Origin of the sequence: Natronosalvus amylolyticus, assembly GCF_024298845.1 — an archaeon.
Lineage (GTDB): Archaea > Halobacteriota > Halobacteria > Halobacteriales > Natrialbaceae > Natronosalvus > Natronosalvus amylolyticus.
The window spans coordinates 1,619,980-1,640,606 of sequence record NZ_CP101156.1 but is presented as its reverse complement, the minus strand read 5'-3'; the positions used below and the strand labels follow the sequence as shown (position 1 = coordinate 1,640,606).

Here is a 20,627-nt window from a genome sequence, read left to right as displayed (position 1 = left end):
TGCGGGCTCGAGCACCTGTGGGTCCTCGAGTCGCTGGTGCAGAGTCATGTGCAGTTGTTTCAGAGCGAGCCCAAAAGGGTATCGACGAGGGTCGTCCGAACGGGTGGATGTATCGGTGCTGGGTGCGAACGCTCGTGCATGGACTCGAGCGAGAGTGGAGAGCAGATCGACCCGGCGGTGAGCGACGCGATTCGGACGCTGGGAAACGATTGTCGACTCGAGATACTGTTCACGCTGGCTGAGCAGGAGTGGGAACTCAAACGACAGGGACACACGCTGTCGTTTACCGAACTGTACGAGCGAAGCGACGTGGAGAGTACCTCGCAGTTTTCGTATCACCTCACACAGCTCGTCGGAACGTTCGTCGCGGAAACGTCGGAGGGCTATCGGCTCACTTACGCCGGCGAAAAAATCGTTCGCACGGTTCGGTCAGGACTGTACGAGAGCACGCCGTCGTTCGAAACGGTCGAGGTCGATGGCACGTGTCCGTTCTGTCGTGAATCCGCGCTCGTCGCGGACTCGAGGGACGAACGATTCATTATCCGTTGTTCGGCCTGTGACTCGACGCTGTTGGCAGATGCGTTCCCACGAAGCCAGGCTTCGGGCCGATCGCCTGCCGAAATCGTTGCCAGTTTCGGCACACGTCTCTGGAGTGCCGCTATCTCGGTTAAGGGTGGGGTTTGCCCGGAGTGTTACGGCCCCATCGATATCGACGTCGACACACGGGAAACGGACGATATGGCTTTTCATACGCTGTCGAGCACCTGCCAGCAGTGCCGGATGGTCGTTCACTTCCCCGTCGAAATGCTGGCCACGTTTCATCCAGAAATCGCCACGCTGCGTCGCAACCGAGGTATCACGCTCCTCGAGACACCGCTCTGGGAACTCCTCGGGTACTTTACCGGTGACGACTGGACGACAGAGATTCGATCACGCTCACCACTCGAGGTCGTTTTCGAAATCGACGTAAACGGGGAGCAAGTCCGTCTCGAGGTGGACGACACACTAACCGTACGACGGCGAGGAAATTCCACGACATACTAACCGTACGTCGACAGGGTAGTCCCACGACACACTAACCGTACGTCGACAGGGTAGTCCCACGACACACTAACCGTACGATGGCGAGATAGTTCTACAGTTCCACAGCGTGAGTCACGTGCATGCCTCTCGAGGTTTCAATTACCCCTACTGCTGACACACGTCTCTCGTTTGTACAACTGTTTCACTCAAACAATTTTGAGTAGTCTCACTGCCAATATGTCGCACCAATAACAATATTTTTGAGGGCGCCAGACGAGAGGGATGACATGAACAACAGTGCGCGTTGTATCCGAAGACGGTATTCGGCGGAGGGTAGTTAACATGGCTGCGATAGAACTCGAGGGATTGACGAAGCACTTCGGCGACGTCGTGGCGGTCGACGACTTGGACCTTACGATCGAGGAGGGCGAAATATTCGGCTTCCTGGGACCGAACGGGGCCGGGAAATCGACGACCATCGATATCTTGCTCGATTTCACGCGTCCGACGGCTGGTAGCGCGACCGTACTCGGCCACGACGCACAGGCCGAGAGCCTCGCCGTGCGACAACGAACCGGCGTGTTGCCCGATGGCTACCACGTCTACGACCGACTCACCGGCCGTCAGCACATCGAGTTCGTGTTGGAATCGAAGGCGGTCGACCAGGATATCGACGCCTTGCTCGAGCGTGTCGGCATTCTCGAGGCTGCCGACCGGAAGGCAGGTGGCTACTCGAAGGGGATGACCCAGCGACTCGTCCTCGCGATGGCGCTCGTGGGCGACCCGGACCTGCTCGTGCTGGACGAACCGTCCACGGGACTCGACCCCAACGGTGCTCGTGAGATGCGCGATATTATCCGGAGGGAAAACGACCGTGGCACGACCGTCTTCTTCTCGAGTCACATCATGGAACAGGTCGAAGCCATCTGTGACCGGGTGGCCATCATCAATCGCGGGCAACTGGTCGCGGTCGATACCGTCGACGGCTTGCGAGATGCCACCGAGACGGCCACGACGATGTGGATTTCGGCAGCCGACGTGGACGAGGAGATGCTGGCGACGGTGGCCGACTGCGAGGGCGTCACCAACGCCGTTTACGAGGGCGGGCAGGTCGTGGTGACGCTGTTCGGTGGCTCGAAGTACGACGTGCTGCAAACCCTCGATTCCGCGGGAGCCACCATTGCCGATTTCAGTGTCGACGAATCCTCGCTCGAGGACCTGTTCGTGCAGTACACGATCGAAGAGCAGGAGGTGCGGGCATGAGCTGGATCGCCGTCGCCAAGAAGGACTTCCGCGATGCCGTTCAGTCTCGAGCGCTATGGGCCTTGCTGGCCGTCTTCGTGCTGTTTTCGGTCATGACTACGTACGCCTACGTCGAGGTGCCGGAGGCGTTCGGTGCCCAGTCCGGCGAGGTTTCGTTCGCCGGGATGGTCTTTTTCCTGGCAGGTATTACCGGACTCTTCGTCGCACTTGCGGCCATCGTCGTCTGTTACAAGTCAGTCGCTGGTGAGCGAGAACTGGGGAGCATCAAACTGCTCCTTGGATTGCCCCACACTCGTGGCGAGGTGTTTCTCGGGAAAGTTGTCGGTCGAGCGGCCGTCATCGCGGTGACCCTCGGCATCGGACTCCTGATCGGTGTCGGCTTCGGAGCGCTCTTGCTGGGGACGATTCAGGTCGTCCCGGTCGTCCTCTTCGTCATGACGGCCGTCCTGTTCGCCGGCGTGTACGCAACGATCATCGTTGGCCTTTCGGCGACGACAGGGTCGACGTCTCGAGCGACCACGCTCGCACTCGGCTTTTTCGTCGTGTTCGAACTCGCCTGGGACGTCGTCCCACTCGGTGTCGTCTACGTCGCCAACGGGTTCTCGATGCCCCAGCAGATGCCCGACTGGGTCTTTCTCGTGATGCAGATTCCGCCATCTTCGGCGTACTTCTCGTCGCTCGTCGCGTTGCTACCGGCGTTCGCTGACGAAGCGAACGCCCAGACGCAGGCTGCGGGGTTCGATGCGTTCTACGCGACACCGGAAATCGGCTTCGTCGTCCTCGCACTGTGGCTCATCGTCCCGCTGGCGGTTGGCTACGTTCGCTTCAATTCGACGGACCTCTGATCGCGGTCAGTCGTCCAATGTCGCTTGCCACTCCTGTACCCTGGCCAGTAACTCGACGGGAGACGTCGCGTTCACGTCGACCGACGAAAGCTCCTCGAGGACGGCCTTCGTGTCAGCGTCGATCGTCTCACCGGCGTCCGGTTCGGGTTCGCCGCCGTCGGCGTTCGCCGGCCCGCGAAAGCTCCCGCTCGAGACGTCGAACACTGTCTGGACGGGGTCGCTCGAGCCGCCCCCTTTGGCCTCGATGGCTTTCTCCTCGCGGAGTCGGTCGAGGACGTCTCGAGCGCGGTCGACGACCGGGTCGGGAACACCCGCGAGGCCAGCGACGTGGATACCGTAACTTCGGTCGGTCGGGCCGTCCCGGACGGTTCGCAGGAAGGTGACGTCGCCGTCCCGTTCGTCGGCCGCAACGTGGACGTTGGCGACTCTTGGCAGAGTGTCAGCGAGCCCGGTCAACTCGTGATAGTGTGTCGCAAAGAGCGTCTTCGCCCCGATTTCGTTGTGCAGATACTCGGTGGCCGCCCAGGCGATGGAGATGCCGTCGTAGGTCGCCGTCCCGCGCCCGACTTCGTCGAGGATGACGAGTGACTCCTCGGTCGCGGCGTGTAAGATGTTCGAGAGTTCGCTCATCTCGACCATGAACGTCGAGCGGCCCTGTGCGAGTTCGTCCAGCGCGCCGACGCGGGTGAATATCCCGTCGACGAGCCCGATTTCGGCCTCTCGTGCAGGGACGAAGCCACCGATCTGGGCGAGCAGGACGATACAGGCGACCTGTCGCATGTACGTCGACTTGCCGGACATATTCGGTCCTGTCACGAGCAGGAAGCCCCGGTCGTGGTCCATCGACACGTCGTTTGGGACGAACTCCGTCGTCTGTTCGACGACCGGGTGACGGCCCTGTGTGATCTCGAGCGCGTCGCCATCGTGTACCGTCGGCCGAACCCAGCCGTTCTCGGCGGCGTGACTCGCCAGACTCGCGAGCGCGTCGATCGTCGCCAGCGTTCTCCCGACGTCCTGTAACAGCGTCGCGTGGTCGGCCACGTCGGCTCGAAGCTCCTGGAACAGTTCGTACTCCAGTTCGCCGCGTTGTTCCTCGAGGCGCAGGATTTCACGCTCTTTGGCCTCGAGTTCGTCGGTAGTGAACCGTTTGGAGTTTTTGAGCTGTTTGATCTCCTCGTAGTGGTCTGGGACCTGGTCGGCGACCGAGCGGCCGACCTGGATGTAGTAGCCGTCGGTCTTGTTTCGGTCGACGCTGACGTGGCTCAGATCGTGTTCGCGCTTTTCTCGGTCGGCGAGCGTCTCGAGCCACTCGATGACGGCCTCGTGGCGGTCGATGAGGTCGTCGAGTTCGTCCTCGAACCCTCGAGCGAGCAACCCGCCCTGTCGAACGGTCGAGGGCGGATCGTCGGCCAGCGCCTCGGCCAGACGTTGTTGCAGGGCAGCCGCTTGGTCGCCATCCACCCGCCCGAGGATGTCGGTGAGCGGGGAACTCGCCAGGTCGGGCGTCGATTCGATACACTCGGCGACGCGGGGCAACACCGCGAGCGTGTCTCGCACCGAAAGCAGGTCCTGGGCGTCGGCACTGCCGTGGGTGGCTCGCGAGGCCAGTCGCTCGAGGTCGTATGCCTCGCCGAGTACCTCCCGGAGTTCGTCGCGAGCGAGCGCGCTAGCGGCCAGCGCTTCGACGCTTGCCTGGCGGGTTTCCAGCACCTCGAGCGAGCGCCGGGGTCGCTGGAGCCACTCTTTGAGTAGCCGGCCGCCGGCACTGGTCTCGGTGTGATCGATGGTCGCAAACAGCGACCCCGAGCGGTCGCCGTGCATCGTTTCGGTCAACTCGAGATTGCGCTGGGTGGTGACGTCGAGGGTTACGTGGTCGTCCCCACGGTGGGTCTGGAGGCGTGTCATCGACGCCAGCACACCGGCACCCGTCTCTTCGACGTAGGAGAGGACGGCACCGGCCGCCGACCGGGTCGCCTCGCTCAGTTCGAGTCGGTCGACGGTCTCGTCACCGAACTGCCCCCGGAGACGGTGTGTCGCCCGCTTCGGGGCGAACGATTCGGTGTCGGCGAGCGAGAGCCGCGCGTCGAGTCGGTCACGAAGCTGGGTGAGCAACTCGTCGTCGGTCCGCACGTGCGGGCCGGGGAGGATTTCAACGGGGTCGAACCGGTAACACTCGGTCATCGCCTCGTCGACGTCTTCGGCATTCGCAACGAGGAACCGACCCGTCGTGATGTCGGCAAAGGCGAGGCCGTACATCGCTTCGCCCGCGCTGGAATCGCCGCCCGTACTCGACCGTCCGCTCGAGCCAGTGCCCGCACCAGCGACGATGGCGGCCAGATACTGGGCGTCCGCGTCGCTCGTCTCGAGCAACGTCCCCGGGGTGACGACGCGGACGATTTCCCGTGCGTGGCCGTCGTCGGTTTCGTACTGGTCGGCGACGGCCACGCGATAGCCGCGTTCGACGAGGGCTTTGAGATACGGCGTCAGGTCTTTTAAGGGGACGCCGGCCATCGGATAGGACTGTCCCTGGGAGGATTTGGAGGTCACTTTGAGGTCGAGTTCCTCGCCGACGAGTTCCGCGTCGTCCCCGAAGAACTCGTAGAAATCCCCACACTGCATCGCCAGCACGTCGGCGTCCGTTTCCTCTTTCAACGCAAGAAACTCGCCGACGATCCCCGTCGCCTCGGTCATATACGCTCGAGTGTGTTCCGAGGAGTAAAGTCCTGCGGGTTGGGCGACTGCCCGGGTTGTCTCTCTCGTTCGAAGGTGGCTTGCCCGCGTGTCTCCGCTATCAGGTGGGCGGAATTCGTCGGGTCAGCTGGTTATATACCGTCGGACAGAGGCTTTGATAGACTGTCGCCGGGAACGTCCTCCAGCGAAACTATCAACCGTTCTGTCCGACGGTATCGTAGCCAGTGAATCGATGTACACACCGACCGCGACGCCCGCTTGCGAGAGGGTGTGCACTGACGTTCACTGGCTACTATAGCCGTCTTCTTGACCACTGGCAAGGTGATTGACCGCCCCGGGTCCCTGGCCGACGTCGTAGTATGCCGGGACGGCGGTCTCGAGGTGTTCGCCCCCTCGTTCGACGGCTGTCTCGAGTGAGTCTCCGTTGGCTAACCCGGCGGCGATCGCTGCCGCGAGGGTACAGCCCGACCCGTGGGTTGCCTCGGTATCGACACGTGGATGTGTGAACGCCCGCTCCCCCTCGTCGGTAACGAGCAGGTCCGTAATTTCGGGACCCGGAACGTGTCCGCCCTTGATGAGGGCTGCGCTAGCACCGTCCTCGAGTAACCGCTCTCCGGCCGTTCGTGCGCTCTCGATGTCGTCGACGGTAACCCCTGTCAACACGCCCGCTTCGTCCGCGTTCGGGGTGACCAGTGTGGCGTGTTGGAGCAGGGCTTCGTACGCGGTGATCCCTTCGAGGTCGATCAATCGGTCTCCCGAGGTAGCGACCATCACCGGGTCGACGACGAGTGGGACATCGAGGTCGGCCGCGTGCTCGGCGACGAGGTCGATAATCTTTCCGGTGGCAAGCATTCCCGTCTTCACCGCTCGGACGTCGAAGTCCTCGAGAGCGGCACGAATCTGCGCGTCGATTTCCTCGAGCGGGAGGACGAACGACGAGTCGACGCCGCGGGTGTGCTGTGCGGTGACGGCCGTGATTGCGGTCGTTCCGTAGACGCCGTGAGCGGCCATCGTTTTCAGATCGGCCTGGATGCCGGCCCCGCCGCCGGAATCACTGCCTGCGATAGTGAGACTGACGGGCGGGGAAACCGGTTCGGGTTGTTGCATACTCGGTGTATTCTACGGTGGTATTAATCACTCGTTCCCTTCGCCATCGAGGAGTCGGGCGTAGGCCTCCCACGAGGGGTCGGCAACCGGATGCTCGAGAGGGTCCCCGCTGGCGAGGACGGCGGGCGCGTCTTCGGAGTCACGAGGACGAACCGTTCCAATCTCGGCCACGCGAGTCTCTCGAGCCTCGAGGGCCTCACACACGTCGTTCACACTGTCTGGCTCGACGGCGATAAGGAGCGAGCCACAACTGGTCGCTTTCCAGGGGTCGAACTCGAGGGCGGCACACACTTCGGCCACGCCAGGGGCCAGCGGGACCGACTCACGGTCGACCCGAAACTGGGTGCCCGACCCCGCTGCCATCTCGTTCAGGGCCCCGGCGAGCCCACCCTCCGTGACATCGTGCATCGCCGTCACTGGCCCGGTAGCGGCCGCCGTGAGGGCATCGCGAACACAATAGACGTCCTCGAGTCGCGACTGAGCGGCTTCGAGCGTCGGCCCGGAAACCCCGACGCGGTCGCCAAAGAGCGTGCTCAAGAGTCCGACGGCCTCGGCGGCAGGCCCGGTCGTCAACAGGAGTCTGTCGCCGACTCGAGCCCCATCGGGCCGGATGACGTCCTCGTGATTCCCCACGCCGAGGACGGTCGCACCACCGACCCAGGGGTACGAACAGCCGCTGTAGCGGGCCGTGTGCCCGGTGACGACGGCGACGCCGAGGTCCGTACACTCCGTGTGGATGGTCTCCCAGACCGTGGCGAACGCTTCGTCGCTCATCTCCGGCGGGAGCGTAAAACAGATCGAGAGGTGGGACGGAGGGATTCCGCTGACGGCGACGTCCGCCAGAATCAGATCGAGGGCGAACCGGGCGGCCCGCTCGAGGCCGAGTTCCGGCAGTATCGAAATCGGATCAGTCGCCGTCACCAGCGCCTGTCCACCAACGTCGACGACCCCGAAGTCGACGCCGTGTGTCGGCCCGAGCGCCACGTCGTCGCGGCCAGCACCGAGGCGGGTAGCGATGTGGTCCTCGAAGAAGGAGCGATCTATCTTGCCGAGCGAGGGTTCGGTCACGGACGAGGATTCGAGTGGCGGTCGCTTAGCAGTGCTGTTTTCTCCTTTCGACGGGTTCGGTTACGAGCGACTTTTCCTGCGAGAGGACTCGCGCGAGAAAGGACTTTACCCTGACTCGTGGTGGGGTCCACCGCCATGCCATACCTCGAGTGTAACGGCGCGGAGCTGTACTACGAAACGAACGGCTCGGGCCCACCCGTCGTGCTGTTACACGGTGTGATGGCGAGTTGCCGCTTTTTCGAACCGCAGCTAACCGACCTTTCGGACGCGTTTCAGGTGAGTGCGCTTGACTACAGAGGCCACGGCCGCTCTGAAAAGACGGAGTTGGGGCATACGGTCGCCGAGTACGCTCGTGATCTCGAGGCTTTTCTGGAACAACGCGGTCTCGAGGAGGTCGTCCTCGTTGGCTGGTCGTTGGGCGCGTTCGTCTCCTGGGAGTACGTGGATCAGTTCGGAACTGACCGACTACGAGGGCTGGTCGACGTCGATATGGAGGCGACCCGTTTTCAGTGGGACGACTACGAATACGGGATCATCGACCTCGAGGGACTCACCGAGATCATGTCGCTGGTGCAGACGGATCGCTCGAGTCTCATCGAACGGATTACGAAGCAGGTGTACAAGGAGCCGCCGGACGCCGACCGGTGGGTCCTGCAGGTCGACGAACTCTCGAGAACGCCTGCTCCGATCAAGAGTGCGATCCTCTTCGATGCGAGTCTGTGTGACTATCGGGCGGTCCTCCCCGAAATAGACGTCCCGGCGCTGGTGTGTGCGGGTACCGACGAAAAACGTGGCACCGTCGCCTCGGTGAAAGCCGTCGCCGACGCGATGCCCGATGCCACGTTCGAACGATTCGAAGACAGCGGCCACTGTCCGCATCTCGAGGAACCCGACCGGTTTAACCGAATTCTCACCGAGTTCGTTCAGTCGGTCTGACCGTACGGCACGGTGTCATTCGAGAACCGATACCCCGGTAATTTCGAACCTGGCCCCGCCAGTGGCACTCTCGGTGACTCCAATCTCCCACCCATGTGCCACGACGATCTGTTCGACAATGGCCAAACCGAACCCGGTTCCAGCTGCCGCCGTTGTGTGTCCTCTGTCGAATACCTTCTCGCGCGCTTCCGGGGGGATCCCCGGCCCGTCGTCTTCGACATAAAACCCGTCCCCCTGTCCGAGGATACCGGCTGTGATCGTCACCGACGTGCCGGCGTGTTCGAGGGCGTTTCGTAACAGGTTTTCCAGGGCCTCTCGCGTTCGAGCGGGGTCACATTGAATTACCGCTGATCCCTCGATAACGAGCGTTGCGTCTGTCATTTCGATGTTATTGCTACTTATCTGGAGGAGTTCGTCGAACGAGACGCGCGACTGTTCGTCGATTGTCGCACCTTTTTTCGCCAGCGTCAGCAGTTCGTCGATCAGCACTGCCATCTCGGCGATCGCCTCCGCACTGGTCTCGAGATATGGGCTATCGACCTGTTCTCTGGCCAGGTCGATGTTCCCGTCGGCGACGTTCAACGGGTTTCGAAGGTCGTGTGCAACCGTAGCGGCAAACGATTCTAACTGTTCGTTCTTGAGTACGAGGCTCTCTTCGTGGTGTTTCTCTTCAGTGATGTCACGCGTGAACCCGGTGATGAAGTCAATTTCTCCATGGTCGTCTCGCATCGGCCTACATCGCGATTCGACCCAGAGTTGTATCGCCTCGGATTTGTTGACCCGGTACTCGATCTGCACGGATTCGCCGTTTGAGACCCGCCTCATCGTCTGGATCACTCGATCGCGATCTTCGTCGTGAACCGGGTCGAGGAATGACTGTGGATTCGCTTTGACCGATTCGACCGACTGCCCGAAAACAGTCTCGTACGACGAGTTAACGAAGTGTATCTCCTCCCAATCCGGCGAAAAAATCCAGAGGACGTCGTCCGTCGACTCGGTCAGCTCTCGGAGCTGTTTGTCCATCCGCTCGAGGCGCTGTTTCTCACGCCGGGAATCAACGTACGAGACGATCTTTTGCGCTAACAGCTCGGATGGGTCTCCAATCGTCTGTTTAATTACATAATCCGTTACCCCGGCACTGATACTGTCGCTGGCGACAGTCTCGCTCCCCGTTTCGGTGAACAGTATGAACGGTAGTTCGGCGTCTTCGGCTCGTACCAATCGGAGAAAGTCGAGCCCGGTCTGTTGGGGCATGTGGTAATCGCTGAGAACACAGTCTACAGAATCGGACTGGAAAACCTCCATAGCTTGTTCGACCGATTCGGCGGTGTCGACGTCAAGTCGGCCCTCTTCGCGTTCTAACCGATTGCTGACCAACTCGAGTAACTCGGTGTTATCGTTGACATATAACACGTTAATGTCGCTTCCCATCAGTTTCTTGATTTGCTAGCTCTTTTGCCTCGAATGGCTTACTACTTGTGTCCATATTCTATACATATAGATTGAAAGAAAGTTTACTGCTGGTTCACGTCAGGCCGCCGTAACCGACTTCGGCCGCTAATGCGGGCTGTCGTACGCGTGTGCTGTGATCGTCCTGGCGGCGACCGGCCGTAGCGACACGATAGAGCCACCGCACGTCGAGCGCACCCGATGGGAAGCCAGATCGGCGACCGGTGTGCAAATACTTCAGTTGAGCTGTCGTCTCGTTACTCGCCCCGAAACCGTCGAGCGCTGCTCACCGCCGCAAAATCAGTTTGAGCACGTCTTCGTCCTCGAGGACGTGCTGGTCGCCTACTTGCTGTTTGTCGTGGGTCGCACTGGGCCCCGAAACGCGGGCGAATCGGAAGCGCTCTTGCATCTCGCCGCCGAGTTTCTCGACGGCGTCCTCGATGGTCGACCCGGCCTTGATGACCAGTGGCTCCTCGTAGTCGACCCCGCGACCGGGCTTGTCCATGTAGACGCGGATGAGGTCGAGATTGTCCCACATCCGGTCTTTGAGTGCCTCGAGTCCTTTCTCCTTCTCGGCACTAATGAACGTCACTTCCTCGGGGTCGAGTCCGCGGTCGCGCAACTGTTGGTCGACCGTCTCCTTGTACTCGGGGTTGATCAGGTCGACCTTGTTGACGCAGGTGATAGAGGGGATGTACTCACGATTTTCCATCAAACCGTCGATGAGTCGGTCGATGTCGACTTTTTCGCCCAGGTTCAGGTCAGCGTTGACGTAGCCCTGATCGCGAAGGACTTCCTTGATCGTATCGTCGTCCAGGTCCTGGTCAGCACTCGAGGTGACCTTGATCCCGTCTTTGATTTTGGGACGGACGGTTACCCGTGGTGGTTGTTTGTCGACGCGAATGTTGATATTGTACAACTCCTCCTGAAGGCGGTCGTACTGCTCGATTTCGAACACCGAGAGGACGAAGAGGATGAGGTCGGCGTTGCGGACGACCGCGAGAACTTGCTTGCCGTCGCCTTTTCCGGTGGCTGCACCCTTGATTAGTCCGGGCACGTCCAGTAACTGCATGTTCGCACCGCGATGTTTACACATGCCTGGATTCACGTCGAGGGTCGTAAACTCGTAGTCACCGGTCTCGCTTTCGGCGTTCGTCAGCGAGTTCAATAGCGAGGACTTGCCGACGCTCGGAAACCCGACGAGTGCAACCGTTGCGTCACCCGTCTTCTCGACGGAGTAGCCCGTGCCGCCGCCGGCCGAGGACTGATTCTGTAGCTTCTCTTTTTTCTCGGCGAGCTTCGACTTCAGGCGGCCGATGTGGGCCTCCGTCGACTTGTTGTAGGGCGTGCTGGCGATTTCTTCTTCGATTGCCTCGATCTCCTCCTCGAGCCCCATTCTACCTAGATCCATCCGGTCGCCGCGAAAAACCTTTTCGACCTCGAGTCGCGGACTCGCTATCCAACTGGTCGTTCTCGGCAGAACACACTTCGACAAACATAAACCGAGGGCCAGAGTGCGTCTAGTTGAAACGATGCCACGTCCGTCGAGTTTGCGTGATAGCACCCAGATCGTGCTCCCGAAAGAGGCGCTTTCCGGCCTCGAAAGCCAACTCGACGACGAATTCACGCTGACGATTTTTCCTGAAAACGACACCCACTATCGTCTCATCGGTAGCCCCGTCGAAATCAAAGCCGCCAGCCAGTTTCTGGCTCGTCAGGGTGTCAGCGTTCGATAATCCGTCCTCGAGTAACCGACCGTATTACCGCTCCGGATGTGTCGGTGCGTCGAATCCGCCTCTGATCAGCGGTTTCGCGATATGCCGACGTGCACACGGCGGTACCTCGTACCACCCGGCCTCGAGGTCCCGCTCGAGGGGTCGTTCGACTTTGCTCTCGGTACTCGTATCACAATCCCGACAGCGATAGCCCTGGTTTCGTCCGGCACTTTTCATTCGGCGGCCACAAGAAGGGCAGGTCGGCGTTACAGGTTCGGTCGTCACGAGGTCACGGACGGCGAACTTCTCGAGTTTGACTGTCCCGTCGCTTACCTCGCCACAGACGGTCAACCGGTCTCCGACCTCGAGTGCCCGGACGCGGTCACGAAACCGCTTTGTCGGCTCGAAGGCTGCACAGGTGAGCGTGGTCGGTGAGTCGGCAGTAGTTCTCGAGTCTGTGAACCCGAAAAAGACGTGGCCGCCCCGACGAGTGGTTGGCTCGCTCGAGACCCAGCCGGTGAGTCGGTAGGCGTGGCCGTCACGGACGCGATCGAACCGCTCGAGGGATTCACCCAGATGGGCGTCAGTTCCCTGATTCGTCACGAACAACTGGCGTTCGACGACGGGTTCGCTCTCGATAGCGTTGGCGACGGCTTCGACCGCTTCGGGATCGTCACCGCGAATCCCATAGAGGATGGGGCCGGGGGTGTGTGGAACGCAGACGCCTTCACCTTCCTCCCGGTCGACTGTGTCCCAGACGGTCGGGTATCCCTGATCGGCAGCGACGAACACGGTCTCGAGGTCGACGTCCCGGTCGGTACCCCAGCGGTCGGCGTTCCGATAGGAGATGCACTCGTAGGTCCAGTCCTCGAGGGCGGCCCAGGCACCGACGGCGGCCATCGCACCGATTCGGCCGCGGCCGTTGCCGGCACCCCAGTGGCGGTAACCGTGTTCGTCGGCGAGGGAAACGGCGTCTTCGATGGTGAGGTGGCTGGTGATAGCGTCGACCGCGAATCTCGAAACGGCTGCCGGCGTCTCGTCGGGTTCGTGTCCGGCGACGACGAACCCGGGATTCGTCCGCTCGTCGTCGACGACGGCCAGTTCCTCGAGCACCTCTCGCGTGACCTCGTAGGCCGTCTCCGTGAGTGTCTCGAGCGTGCCGCTATTCACATCCCCGTTGTCGGCCGCGAGGTGGATTGCGAGCGCGGCGTTGCCGCGCGTTTTGAACTCGACGGCGGGATTGAGTCGAACCAGGAGTATACGCTCGACTGACCCAGTCGTTTCCCGCTCGAGGGCGCGAGCGACCTGGACGGCGACGTAGGTGGTACACATCCCGCGGGTTCGTGAGTCGGTATCATCGAGACCGATGACTGCCATTACCATTCCTTGTCAATCGGTCGGTTAACCCGTTTCGCCTCGCCGGTTTTCGGTACGGAACTGGTATATAAGTGTATCGTACAACAATCGGCCAATCACCAGACTGCAGGCTGCCGGGGCTGGGGAAACGCTCATATGGATTGAGTCACTTACTTTCGTCTATGTCCCGATCCGCACTGGTCGGCAACGTGACCGCGATGCTCGAGGACGCGGGCTTTACGGTGAGTGACCGGTGTGCGATTCGCCCAAAGAGCTTCGATATCGCCGCTCGGCGCGGTGAGGACCTGTTGCTCGTGAAGATCCTCGGCAACGTCGACGCGTTCAACCAGGCGACCGGCCACGAGATGCGACGCCTCGGTACCTACCTCGAGGCGACGCCCCTGGTCGTCGGCTTGCGAAGCCGCGACGAGGACCTGAAACCCGACGTCGTTTACTTCCGTCACGGCGTTCCGGTGTTCAGCCCCGATACGGCGTACAACCTGTTCATCGAGGCCGTTCCACCGCTGATATACGCCGCTCCCGGCGGATTGTACGTCAACATCGACGGCGATTTGCTGGCCGACGAACGCAAAGGCCGCGAGTGGAGTCTCGGGCAACTGGCAAACGAACTCGGCGTCTCCCGACGGACCGTTTCGAAGTACGAAGACGGCATGAACGCCTCCATCGAGGTCGCGATGGCACTGGAAGATATCTTCGATGCGCCGTTGACCAGTCCCGTGGACGTCCTCGAGGGAACCGACGACGTTCGCGAAGCGGAGTCACCGCCCGAAGAACCCGACGCGGACCCGGACGACGAGGAAGTCGTCGCGGTGCTGACGCGGGCCGGCTACCGTGTCCACCCCACCCTGCGGTCGCCGTTTAAGGCAGTTAGTCAGGACGAAGCTGACGACGAAGATGTCGTCCTCACTGGCCACTCGCAGTTCACCAAGGCCGCCGAAAAGCGAGCCCGAATCATGAGTTCCATCGGTGAAGTGACCCACACCCAGTCCGTGTACGTCGTCGACCGGGCCAAACGCGATGCAGTCGACGGCACCGCGCTGGTCGAGCGCTCCGAACTCGAGAAACTCGACGACGCGGCCGAACTCAGGAAAGTAATCCGGGAACGGGCCGAGCGCGAAGAAGCGCTGTAGACGGCCGCTCTCCAGTCTCTCGGTTCGGTGTGTTCCTTATTTTCGAGCGACCCGCGAATACGGACCCGCTGACATCCCACAGACCACAAAACATTTTATCGTCGGGTGACCAGTCGATTCACGAACAGGAACGCTCGTATGCACGACGATAACCCGCAGGCTACTCCCTCCAGACGGCGACTCCTCGCGACAGTTGGCAGCGTCGGCGTCGGGGGCGCTCTCGCCGGGTGTCTTTCGATGGTTCGCCGGCAAGGCGCCTCCTGTAATGGCCACACCGTCGCTCCGGAGACCGACCTCGAGGGGGCCGACCTGTCGAACTGTAATCTCCGGGGGACAGACCTCTCGGGAGCGACGCTCACGAACGCTGACCTCACCGGGGCTGACCTCCGGGAGGCCTCGCTCTTTCTTGCAACTCTCGAGGGGGCGACGCTCGTTGACACCGACCTCAGGGATGCCGAATATCTCGTCGTCTCGTTGCTCGAAGCTGCCGACCTCGAGGGAGCGAACCTCTCCGGTGGCACGTTCGCTGGAATCGACCTGACGGGGGCGGACCTCTCGGGGGTTATCCTCGCCGATGCCGACTTTTCGGAGGCGACGGTCTCGGAGGTCGACTTTTCGGATGCGGATCTGACCGGAATCGACTTTTCCGACGTCGATCTGACCGACGTCTCACTCGCAGGCGCAACGCTCTCTCGAGCGCGATTCATGCGGAGTGAGATGACCGGACAGCGACTCGAGAACGCTGATCTGTCGAGTGCGTCCCTGATCCGGGCCGACCTGTCCGGCGCCGACCTGACGGGTGCTGACCTCACCGGCGCGACCTTCGCCGAAGCCGATCTGACCGGGGCGACGGTATCGAACGTTGCCCTGTCCGGAACGAACTTCTCGCGGGCGGATTTATCCGAAGTGATGATTACCGGCGCCGATCTCGCCAGCGGGATTTTCGAGGACACGTCGCTCGCGGAAGCGACGTTTAGCGACGTTTCGTTCGCCGGCGGCACCTATCTCGAAACGGACTTTATCGAAACCGACCTCTCCGGAGTGTCGTTCGCCGACGCTGAGCTAACGGGTTCGATCTTCGCCCGCTGTGATCTGACCGACGTGACGTTCGAGGGCGCAGATCTGACGGGTGGTTCGCTTTTCGAAGCAACGCTCACCGGAACCGAACTCGACGGAGCAATACTCGAGGAGGTTGCCCTGATGGAAGCCGACCTCTCGGGGCGATCACTGCCGGGTGCACGGCTGGCAGGCGCAGGACTGTTTTTGAGCGATTGCAGCGGCGTGGACTTCTCGGACGCCGACTTGTCCGGTGCGGACCTCTGGCGGGCGGACCTTTCGGACGCGGATCTGTCGAATGCAGACCTCTCCGAAACACTCCTCGAGGGTGCCGACCTGACCGGTGCCAACCTCACCGGGGCGACGCTCACGGGTGCGGACTTCACCGGGGCGACGGTCGACGACGTCACGCTGACTGACGTCACCGTCGACGAAACGATCTGGGTGGACGGCTCGAGCTGTTCGACGGTAGCGTGTCTGGACCGCTGAAGTTCCAGGAATGCGGTGACTCTCCAGATCAGCAATCTCGCTATAGGGATTCCCGTCGCCATCTGAGATGGCTCTGTCTCCCCAATTGATACTGTGCGTCGAATGCTCTCGCGGAATCGGTGAGTCTGGAGGCGACGCTCTCTCACTCAGGCCGCGTTTCCGTAGGTTTCCTCGAGGTAGGCGACGATATCGTCGCTCTCGGCCATTCCCTCGACGTCGTGGGCCTCGTCGGTGAGAACTGGAACGCCAGTCTGACCGCTAACGGCTTCGACCTCGGTTCGCTCGCTGTGTGCAGCGGGGACGTCGATTCGGTCGTACTCGAGGCCGAGTTCCTCGAGTTTACTAGTCACTTTCATACAGAACGGACAGCTGGGAAGATTGTACACCGTGATGTCAGTCATACCCCGTCTTGGGATGAACGTCCAAAGAGACCACCGATTGTCGAGGGAGTTGCCGCTATTGGTGACCTGATACGGTTTACCGTAGTGACTTACCGGTGATTGCCCATACCTGGGCGGCAGCCACCGAGAAAAAGTTACAGCAGATCGTCGGAGCGTTCCGTTGAGGAGGGCGATGATAGCGGTGCTCAAGGGCTGCACTCACGCTGTGCTATCGACGACTCGATCGGAACGAAAACGCGATTCGAAACGTTAGTTAGAAGCCGAATTGGCCGGCTTCGATGGCGAAGTAGATGACGAAGTAGCCGATGAACGCGATCGCGAGCACCCACTGTCCGAGCGAGACGTCGCGTTTTTCCCCCATCGCGGCTTTGACGAGCGGATAACTGATGATACCGGCCGCCAGCCCGTTGGCAATCGACGTGGTCAGCGGCATGATCGTAATCGTCAACCCGCCGGCGATTGCCCAGGCGGGATCTTGCCAGTCGATGTCGGCAACGCCCTGTAGCATGATGATACCGACGACCACCAGTGCGAGATAGGTCGCGTACTGTGGAATTGCACTCATCAGCGGGATGAAAAGCAACGAGAGCAAGAAGAAGCCACCGACCACGAGTGCCGTGAAGCCGGTTTTTCCGCCCTCTTCGATCCCGGTCGAGGATTCGATGTACGTCGTCACCGTGGAGGTGCCGATCATCGCACCCGCGGTGGTCCCGACTGCATCGGCCATAAGCGGCTTTTCGATCTCGGGCAGGTCGCCTTCGTCATCGAGGAATCCGCCAACCTGTGAGACGCCGATGAGCGTCCCGGCGGTGTCGAAGAAGTCCACGAAGAAGAACGTGAACACGACCAGCAAGAACACGAGTGGATCCTCGGTGATCATACCGAGGCCCTCGATGAAGCCGAAAAACAGCGGCGTGAAATCGTACTGGACGGACGTCAGTACGGTAACCAGCCCCTCGTTCGAAACCTGTTCGTAGGGTTGTTCGGGAGCGAGTGTACCCGGACGAACCAGCCCTGCAAGCGTGACGACCCACGCGGCAATCGCCGTGGTCAAAATCCCGATGATGATGGAGCCTCGGACCCCACGGGCGTAGAGCAACAGCGTCAGGACGAGTCCAGCAAGTGAGAACGCGGCGACCGGACTCTCGAGGACGTTCCCGAGCGTGATGAGTGTCGCGTCGTAGGCGACCACCACTTCCATTTCCTGAAGCCCCAAAAAGAGCAAGAACACACCGATACCGGCTCCGACGGCGAACTTGACGGGTTCGGGAAACAGTTCGATGATGTACTTTCGTGCGCCGACGGCCGTCAGCGCGATGAAGATGATGCCTTCGACGAACACCGCAGCGAGAGCGACTTGCCACGGGACGCCGAGGGTCAAAACCACGGTGAAGGTGAAAAACGCGTTGAGTCCCATTCCGGGAGCCAGCCCGAACGGTCGGTTGGCATAGAAGGCCATGACCGAGATGGCGAGTATCGATGCCAGTATCGTCACGACGGCCAGCATCTGGAACACCTCGGTGTAGGTGTACATGCTGCCGGCAATCTCGGTTTCCGACCCTGGACCGATTTCACCCGGTGGGAGTTCGAATATGGCCGGAACGAGAATCGCCGGGTTCACCACGATGATGTATGCCATCGCGAGGAAGGTCGTCGCCCCTGCGAGCACCTCGGTTCGAAGGGCGGTGTCGTTACCGTCGAAATCGAAGTAATCCGCGATCGTTTCCTTTGTCCCCATGTTGGATATTCAAGCATAGGTGACAGTCGCCGCTTAAACCTTCTTGTATTCGATGGGCGCTATATCTACATATTGGTGCATACTCGAGGAAAATTCGTGAGTTTCGTGTGAGCCGATTGAATCGTTACGCTCGAGCGTAACATCTCGATGACACCCCAATTCCACCCGGGCCATGACGGAGACTAACATATATCATGGCTCCCGGCATACTATGGACACATGAGGTTCATCATCGTTGGATACGGCCGCGTTGGGTCGCGAACTGCCCGTCTGTTATCGACTGAAGGCCACGACGTCGTGATCGTCGACCGTGACGAAGACCGACTCGAGCGGGCCGCCGGCGAGGGTCTCGAGGGCGTTCGCGGCGACGGGGCAGACGAGGAGGCACTGCTCGAGGCCGGTATCGAGGATGCGGATGCGATTGGGGCGATGACGCCAGACTTAAACGTGAACTTCAGCGCCTGCCTGATCGGTGCTCACCACGGCTGTCGGACGGTGTTGCGTATCGACGAGGATTATCGCGAAGATATCTACGAGAAGTACGCCGAAGACGTCGACGAAATCGTCTATCCGGAACGGCTCGGGGCGGCCGGGGCGAAGACAGCACTGCTCGGCGGGGATTTCAACGTGGTCGCGGATATCGCCCAGGACCTGCAACTGACAGTGCTCGAGATTCCTTCCGACTCGAGTGCGGTCGGAAAACGGATGAGTGAACTCGAGTTGCCAGCGACGGCTCGAATCTACGCCCACGGCCGTGAAACGGAGCCGTTGACGATTCCGCTTCCGGGGACGACGCTCGAGGGCGGGGACGAAGTGGCCGTTATCACCGAGGCGAGTACGATCGATGCGGTGCGGGCAGCGTTGCTCTGATACGATCTGCTGTAACTTTTTATCAGTGATGTCGACTCGGATACCGATCACCGGGACATAGTCACGACCGACCGGATGAGAAACGGATGTACCCGTCGACGATCCCGTTCCGAGAAGGGGTGGGCACGCACGGGGAAGGATGGGAACTGACAGTGTCAGATCTGGTGCGTGCCTCGAGTAGACCATCGACAGCAACCCCAATAAATATCAGTCAGACGAACGTGTGACGGAAGTCAGACAGAGGGGTCAGGTTCACGGCGAATTCGCCTCACCCCTCGAGGCGGAACACCAGCACGTTCTGGTGGACCATCGAGGGGACGAACGAGAACGGATACCCGTAGACGTGCAGATCCTTCGAGGGGTCGTACCAGATCAGGTTGGCGACGAGCGTGAATGCGGTCCCGTCTTCGATGGCTCGAGCCAGGTCAGCCGAGAGAAACTCGTATGACTGGTTCTGGTACATGTCCCCGATGAAAACAACGGCGTATCGGCCCGATTTCAATGGTCGAGTAAACCGGCCGAATGCATCGGTCATCTCCGCCAGCCAGTCGTTTTTCGACTGTCCGGCGCTCTCGGCACCAGTTCCGACCCCGTCGCTTACAGTACCAGCCGCTGGACCGTCGCCGTCGCTTACAGTACCAGTGGCCACACTCTCGGTGACGTTTGCACTATCGGCGGCCGCCCCGCTCACATCGAAATTCCCGAGTTTACTCGCTCGAGTCGCCCGTTCGTTTCGCGTTTGCTCGCGTTCGTCCATGTCCCAGTAGGGGACGTCGGTCAATAGCAAGTCGACCGAGTCGGTCTCGAGATCCCCGGCCAACTCCCGACAGTCTCCGTGTCGCATCTCCTGGGCCGCCAGGGACGGTTCACCTGCCTCGCGACGACGTTCGTTTTCTCGCTCGAGGACGGTCTCGTAGACGTCGACCCAGCGGGCGGTTCGTTCGAAGCCGATTGCGTCCCGACGCCCGGTTCCCTCGTATTCACAAAGGCTCGCTCCGAGCAAGGTGCCGCCAACGCCGGCGAACGGGTCGAGCACCGTCTCACCCGCCTTGCTGAATCGACCGACCAGCTCTGCACACAGCCGTGGGGGTTTCTGGCCGCCGTGTTCGCTGCGCAGGTCGTGCTGGAGGTCCGGTGGATAGGCCTGTGGAATCACCGACTTCGTTGCGAACTTCCACTCCCGTCCAGTCAGGTCGTTGAGCCGGTTTCGCTCGTCGTAGATACCTCGTCCCTCGAGGTAGGTCTGGTGATCACTGAGTGCGTCCGTGTCGACGACCTCGCCGTCTTCGATTGGAAGTGATTTCTCGCGGGCTCCCTCGGCGTCGAACGCGCCATCGTCGTCGGTCACGAGGCGGCTCTGGCGATGTCCGTCGTCCCCGTCGTCGGCCATACCTCGAGTGGTTCGCGCTGGTGTATAAACGTGTTCGCTCGAGTGAGACAGGACGCTCTTCTTGGGGACGCCGATAACA

The 20,627-nt window shown here is 61.0% G+C and carries 16 protein-coding genes and 1 pseudogene; 8 read left to right on the top strand and 9 right to left on the bottom strand.

Translation table 11 applies throughout. The features are described 5' to 3' along the window. Positions 1-138: 138 nt before the first annotated feature. The 3 genes from NLK60_RS07775 to NLK60_RS07765 all read left to right on the top strand — a co-directional run bounded on the left by NLK60_RS07775 (position 139) and on the right by NLK60_RS07765 (position 3,131). Positions 139-1,044, top strand: a complete 906-nt coding sequence (locus NLK60_RS07775) for a DUF7351 domain-containing protein (RefSeq protein WP_254810314.1) — start codon at positions 139-141, stop codon at positions 1,042-1,044. Between the two features lie 321 nt (positions 1,045-1,365). Then, on the top strand, positions 1,366-2,286 hold the full coding sequence (locus NLK60_RS07770) for an ABC transporter ATP-binding protein (RefSeq protein ID WP_254810313.1): 921 nt from the start codon (positions 1,366-1,368) through the stop codon (positions 2,284-2,286). Continuing rightward, on the top strand, positions 2,283-3,131 hold the full coding sequence (locus tag NLK60_RS07765) for an ABC transporter permease subunit (protein ID WP_254810312.1): 849 nt from the start codon (positions 2,283-2,285) through the stop codon (positions 3,129-3,131). The genes NLK60_RS07770 and NLK60_RS07765 overlap by 4 nt, the downstream gene beginning before the upstream one ends. 6 nt (positions 3,132-3,137) lie before the next feature. Here NLK60_RS07765 and mutS read toward each other — a convergent pair whose 3' ends face one another. The 3 genes and pseudogenes from mutS to NLK60_RS07750 all read right to left on the bottom strand — a co-directional run bounded on the left by mutS (position 3,138) and on the right by NLK60_RS07750 (position 7,997). Continuing rightward, positions 3,138-5,822 carry a DNA mismatch repair protein MutS gene (mutS, locus tag NLK60_RS07760; protein ID WP_254810311.1) on the bottom strand — a complete coding sequence of 895 codons (2,685 nt, stop codon included), beginning with the start codon at positions 5,820-5,822 and terminating at the stop codon, positions 3,138-3,140. 312 nt (positions 5,823-6,134) lie between these two features. Next, a pseudogene (gene thiD / locus NLK60_RS07755) lies at positions 6,135-6,929 on the bottom strand (bifunctional hydroxymethylpyrimidine kinase/phosphomethylpyrimidine kinase); the annotation flags it as partial. 27 nt (positions 6,930-6,956) lie between these two features. Beyond that, on the bottom strand, positions 6,957-7,997 hold the full coding sequence (locus tag NLK60_RS07750; RefSeq protein ID WP_254810310.1) for an AIR synthase family protein: 1,041 nt from the start codon (positions 7,995-7,997) through the stop codon (positions 6,957-6,959). 135 nt (positions 7,998-8,132) lie between these two features. Here NLK60_RS07750 and NLK60_RS07745 point away from each other — a divergent pair, with 135 nt between their 5' ends. Further along, positions 8,133-8,933: an alpha/beta fold hydrolase gene (locus NLK60_RS07745; RefSeq protein ID WP_254810309.1), complete on the top strand. Its 801-nt coding sequence runs from the start codon at positions 8,133-8,135 to the stop codon at positions 8,931-8,933. Positions 8,934-8,948: 15 nt separating this feature from the next. Here NLK60_RS07745 and NLK60_RS07740 read toward each other — a convergent pair whose 3' ends face one another. Both NLK60_RS07740 and NLK60_RS07735 read right to left on the bottom strand, forming a co-directional pair. Continuing rightward, complete coding sequence (locus tag NLK60_RS07740; RefSeq protein WP_254810308.1) at positions 8,949-10,364, bottom strand: hybrid sensor histidine kinase/response regulator; 1,416 nt, start codon at positions 10,362-10,364, stop codon at positions 8,949-8,951. 304 nt (positions 10,365-10,668) lie between these two features. Continuing rightward, positions 10,669-11,778, bottom strand: a complete 1,110-nt coding sequence (locus NLK60_RS07735; RefSeq protein WP_254810307.1) for an OBG GTPase family GTP-binding protein — start codon at positions 11,776-11,778, stop codon at positions 10,669-10,671. 136 nt (positions 11,779-11,914) lie between these two features. Between NLK60_RS07735 and NLK60_RS07730 the strand changes: the two genes are divergently transcribed. Next, a complete protein-coding gene (locus NLK60_RS07730; RefSeq protein WP_254810306.1) occupies positions 11,915-12,118 on the top strand; it encodes a VNG_1110C family protein in 204 nt (67 codons plus the stop codon). 24 nt (positions 12,119-12,142) lie between these two features. On the opposite strand, the gene NLK60_RS07725 is transcribed toward NLK60_RS07730, so the two are convergent. Next, positions 12,143-13,474 (bottom strand): tRNA(Ile)(2)-agmatinylcytidine synthase, encoded by a 1,332-nt coding sequence (locus NLK60_RS07725; protein WP_254810305.1) that lies wholly within the window; start codon positions 13,472-13,474, stop codon positions 12,143-12,145. Positions 13,475-13,635: 161 nt separating this feature from the next. On the opposite strand from NLK60_RS07725, the gene NLK60_RS07720 reads away from it, so the two are divergent. Together NLK60_RS07720 and NLK60_RS07715 are read left to right on the top strand one after the other, a co-directional pair. Beyond that, positions 13,636-14,604 (top strand): transcriptional regulator, encoded by a 969-nt coding sequence (locus NLK60_RS07720; protein ID WP_254810304.1) that lies wholly within the window; start codon positions 13,636-13,638, stop codon positions 14,602-14,604. Between the two features lie 138 nt (positions 14,605-14,742). Next, positions 14,743-16,149, top strand: a complete 1,407-nt coding sequence (locus NLK60_RS07715) for a pentapeptide repeat-containing protein (protein WP_254810303.1) — start codon at positions 14,743-14,745, stop codon at positions 16,147-16,149. Positions 16,150-16,295: 146 nt separating this feature from the next. Here the strand turns inward: NLK60_RS07715 and NLK60_RS07710 are convergent, their stop codons facing one another. Then, the gene (locus NLK60_RS07710; protein ID WP_254810302.1) at positions 16,296-16,550 is read right to left on the bottom strand and encodes a glutaredoxin family protein; all 255 of its coding nucleotides are present in this window, start codon (positions 16,548-16,550) and stop codon (positions 16,296-16,298) included. 253 nt (positions 16,551-16,803) lie between these two features. Beyond that, positions 16,804-18,288 carry an NCS2 family permease gene (locus NLK60_RS07705; RefSeq protein WP_254810301.1) on the bottom strand — a complete coding sequence of 495 codons (1,485 nt, stop codon included), beginning with the start codon at positions 18,286-18,288 and terminating at the stop codon, positions 16,804-16,806. A 219-nt stretch (positions 18,289-18,507) separates the two neighbouring features. Here NLK60_RS07705 and NLK60_RS07700 point away from each other — a divergent pair, with 219 nt between their 5' ends. Next, positions 18,508-19,158: a potassium channel family protein gene (locus NLK60_RS07700; RefSeq protein WP_254810300.1), complete on the top strand. Its 651-nt coding sequence runs from the start codon at positions 18,508-18,510 to the stop codon at positions 19,156-19,158. A gap of 268 nt (positions 19,159-19,426) precedes the next feature. Here the strand turns inward: NLK60_RS07700 and NLK60_RS07695 are convergent, their stop codons facing one another. After that, positions 19,427-20,548: a site-specific DNA-methyltransferase gene (locus tag NLK60_RS07695; RefSeq protein WP_254810299.1), complete on the bottom strand. Its 1,122-nt coding sequence runs from the start codon at positions 20,546-20,548 to the stop codon at positions 19,427-19,429. Positions 20,549-20,627 lie beyond the last annotated feature (79 nt).

Bases quoted from the DNA above. Each gene is read 5' to 3' on its own strand.
- NLK60_RS07725 (WP_254810305.1), bottom strand. From the start codon at position 13,474: ATGGCAGTCATCGGTCTCGATGATACCGACTCACGAACCCGCGGGATG.
- NLK60_RS07740 (WP_254810308.1), bottom strand. From the start codon at position 10,364: ATGGGAAGCGACATTAACGTGTTATATGTCAACGATAACACCGAGTTA.
- NLK60_RS07735 (WP_254810307.1), bottom strand. From the start codon at position 11,778: ATGGGGCTCGAGGAGGAGATCGAGGCAATCGAAGAAGAAATCGCCAGC.
- mutS (WP_254810311.1), bottom strand. From the start codon at position 5,822: ATGACCGAGGCGACGGGGATCGTCGGCGAGTTTCTTGCGTTGAAAGAG.
- NLK60_RS07705 (WP_254810301.1), bottom strand. From the start codon at position 18,288: ATGGGGACAAAGGAAACGATCGCGGATTACTTCGATTTCGACGGTAAC.
- NLK60_RS07710 (WP_254810302.1), bottom strand. From the start codon at position 16,550: ATGACTGACATCACGGTGTACAATCTTCCCAGCTGTCCGTTCTGTATG.
- NLK60_RS07770 (WP_254810313.1), top strand. From the start codon at position 1,366: ATGGCTGCGATAGAACTCGAGGGATTGACGAAGCACTTCGGCGACGTC.
- NLK60_RS07765 (WP_254810312.1), top strand. From the start codon at position 2,283: ATGAGCTGGATCGCCGTCGCCAAGAAGGACTTCCGCGATGCCGTTCAG.
- NLK60_RS07715 (WP_254810303.1), top strand. From the start codon at position 14,743: ATGCACGACGATAACCCGCAGGCTACTCCCTCCAGACGGCGACTCCTC.
- NLK60_RS07775 (WP_254810314.1), top strand. From the start codon at position 139: ATGGACTCGAGCGAGAGTGGAGAGCAGATCGACCCGGCGGTGAGCGAC.
- NLK60_RS07720 (WP_254810304.1), top strand. From the start codon at position 13,636: ATGTCCCGATCCGCACTGGTCGGCAACGTGACCGCGATGCTCGAGGAC.
- NLK60_RS07730 (WP_254810306.1), top strand. From the start codon at position 11,915: ATGCCACGTCCGTCGAGTTTGCGTGATAGCACCCAGATCGTGCTCCCG.
- NLK60_RS07745 (WP_254810309.1), top strand. From the start codon at position 8,133: ATGCCATACCTCGAGTGTAACGGCGCGGAGCTGTACTACGAAACGAAC.
- NLK60_RS07695 (WP_254810299.1), bottom strand. From the start codon at position 20,548: ATGGCCGACGACGGGGACGACGGACATCGCCAGAGCCGCCTCGTGACC.
- NLK60_RS07700 (WP_254810300.1), top strand. From the start codon at position 18,508: ATGAGGTTCATCATCGTTGGATACGGCCGCGTTGGGTCGCGAACTGCC.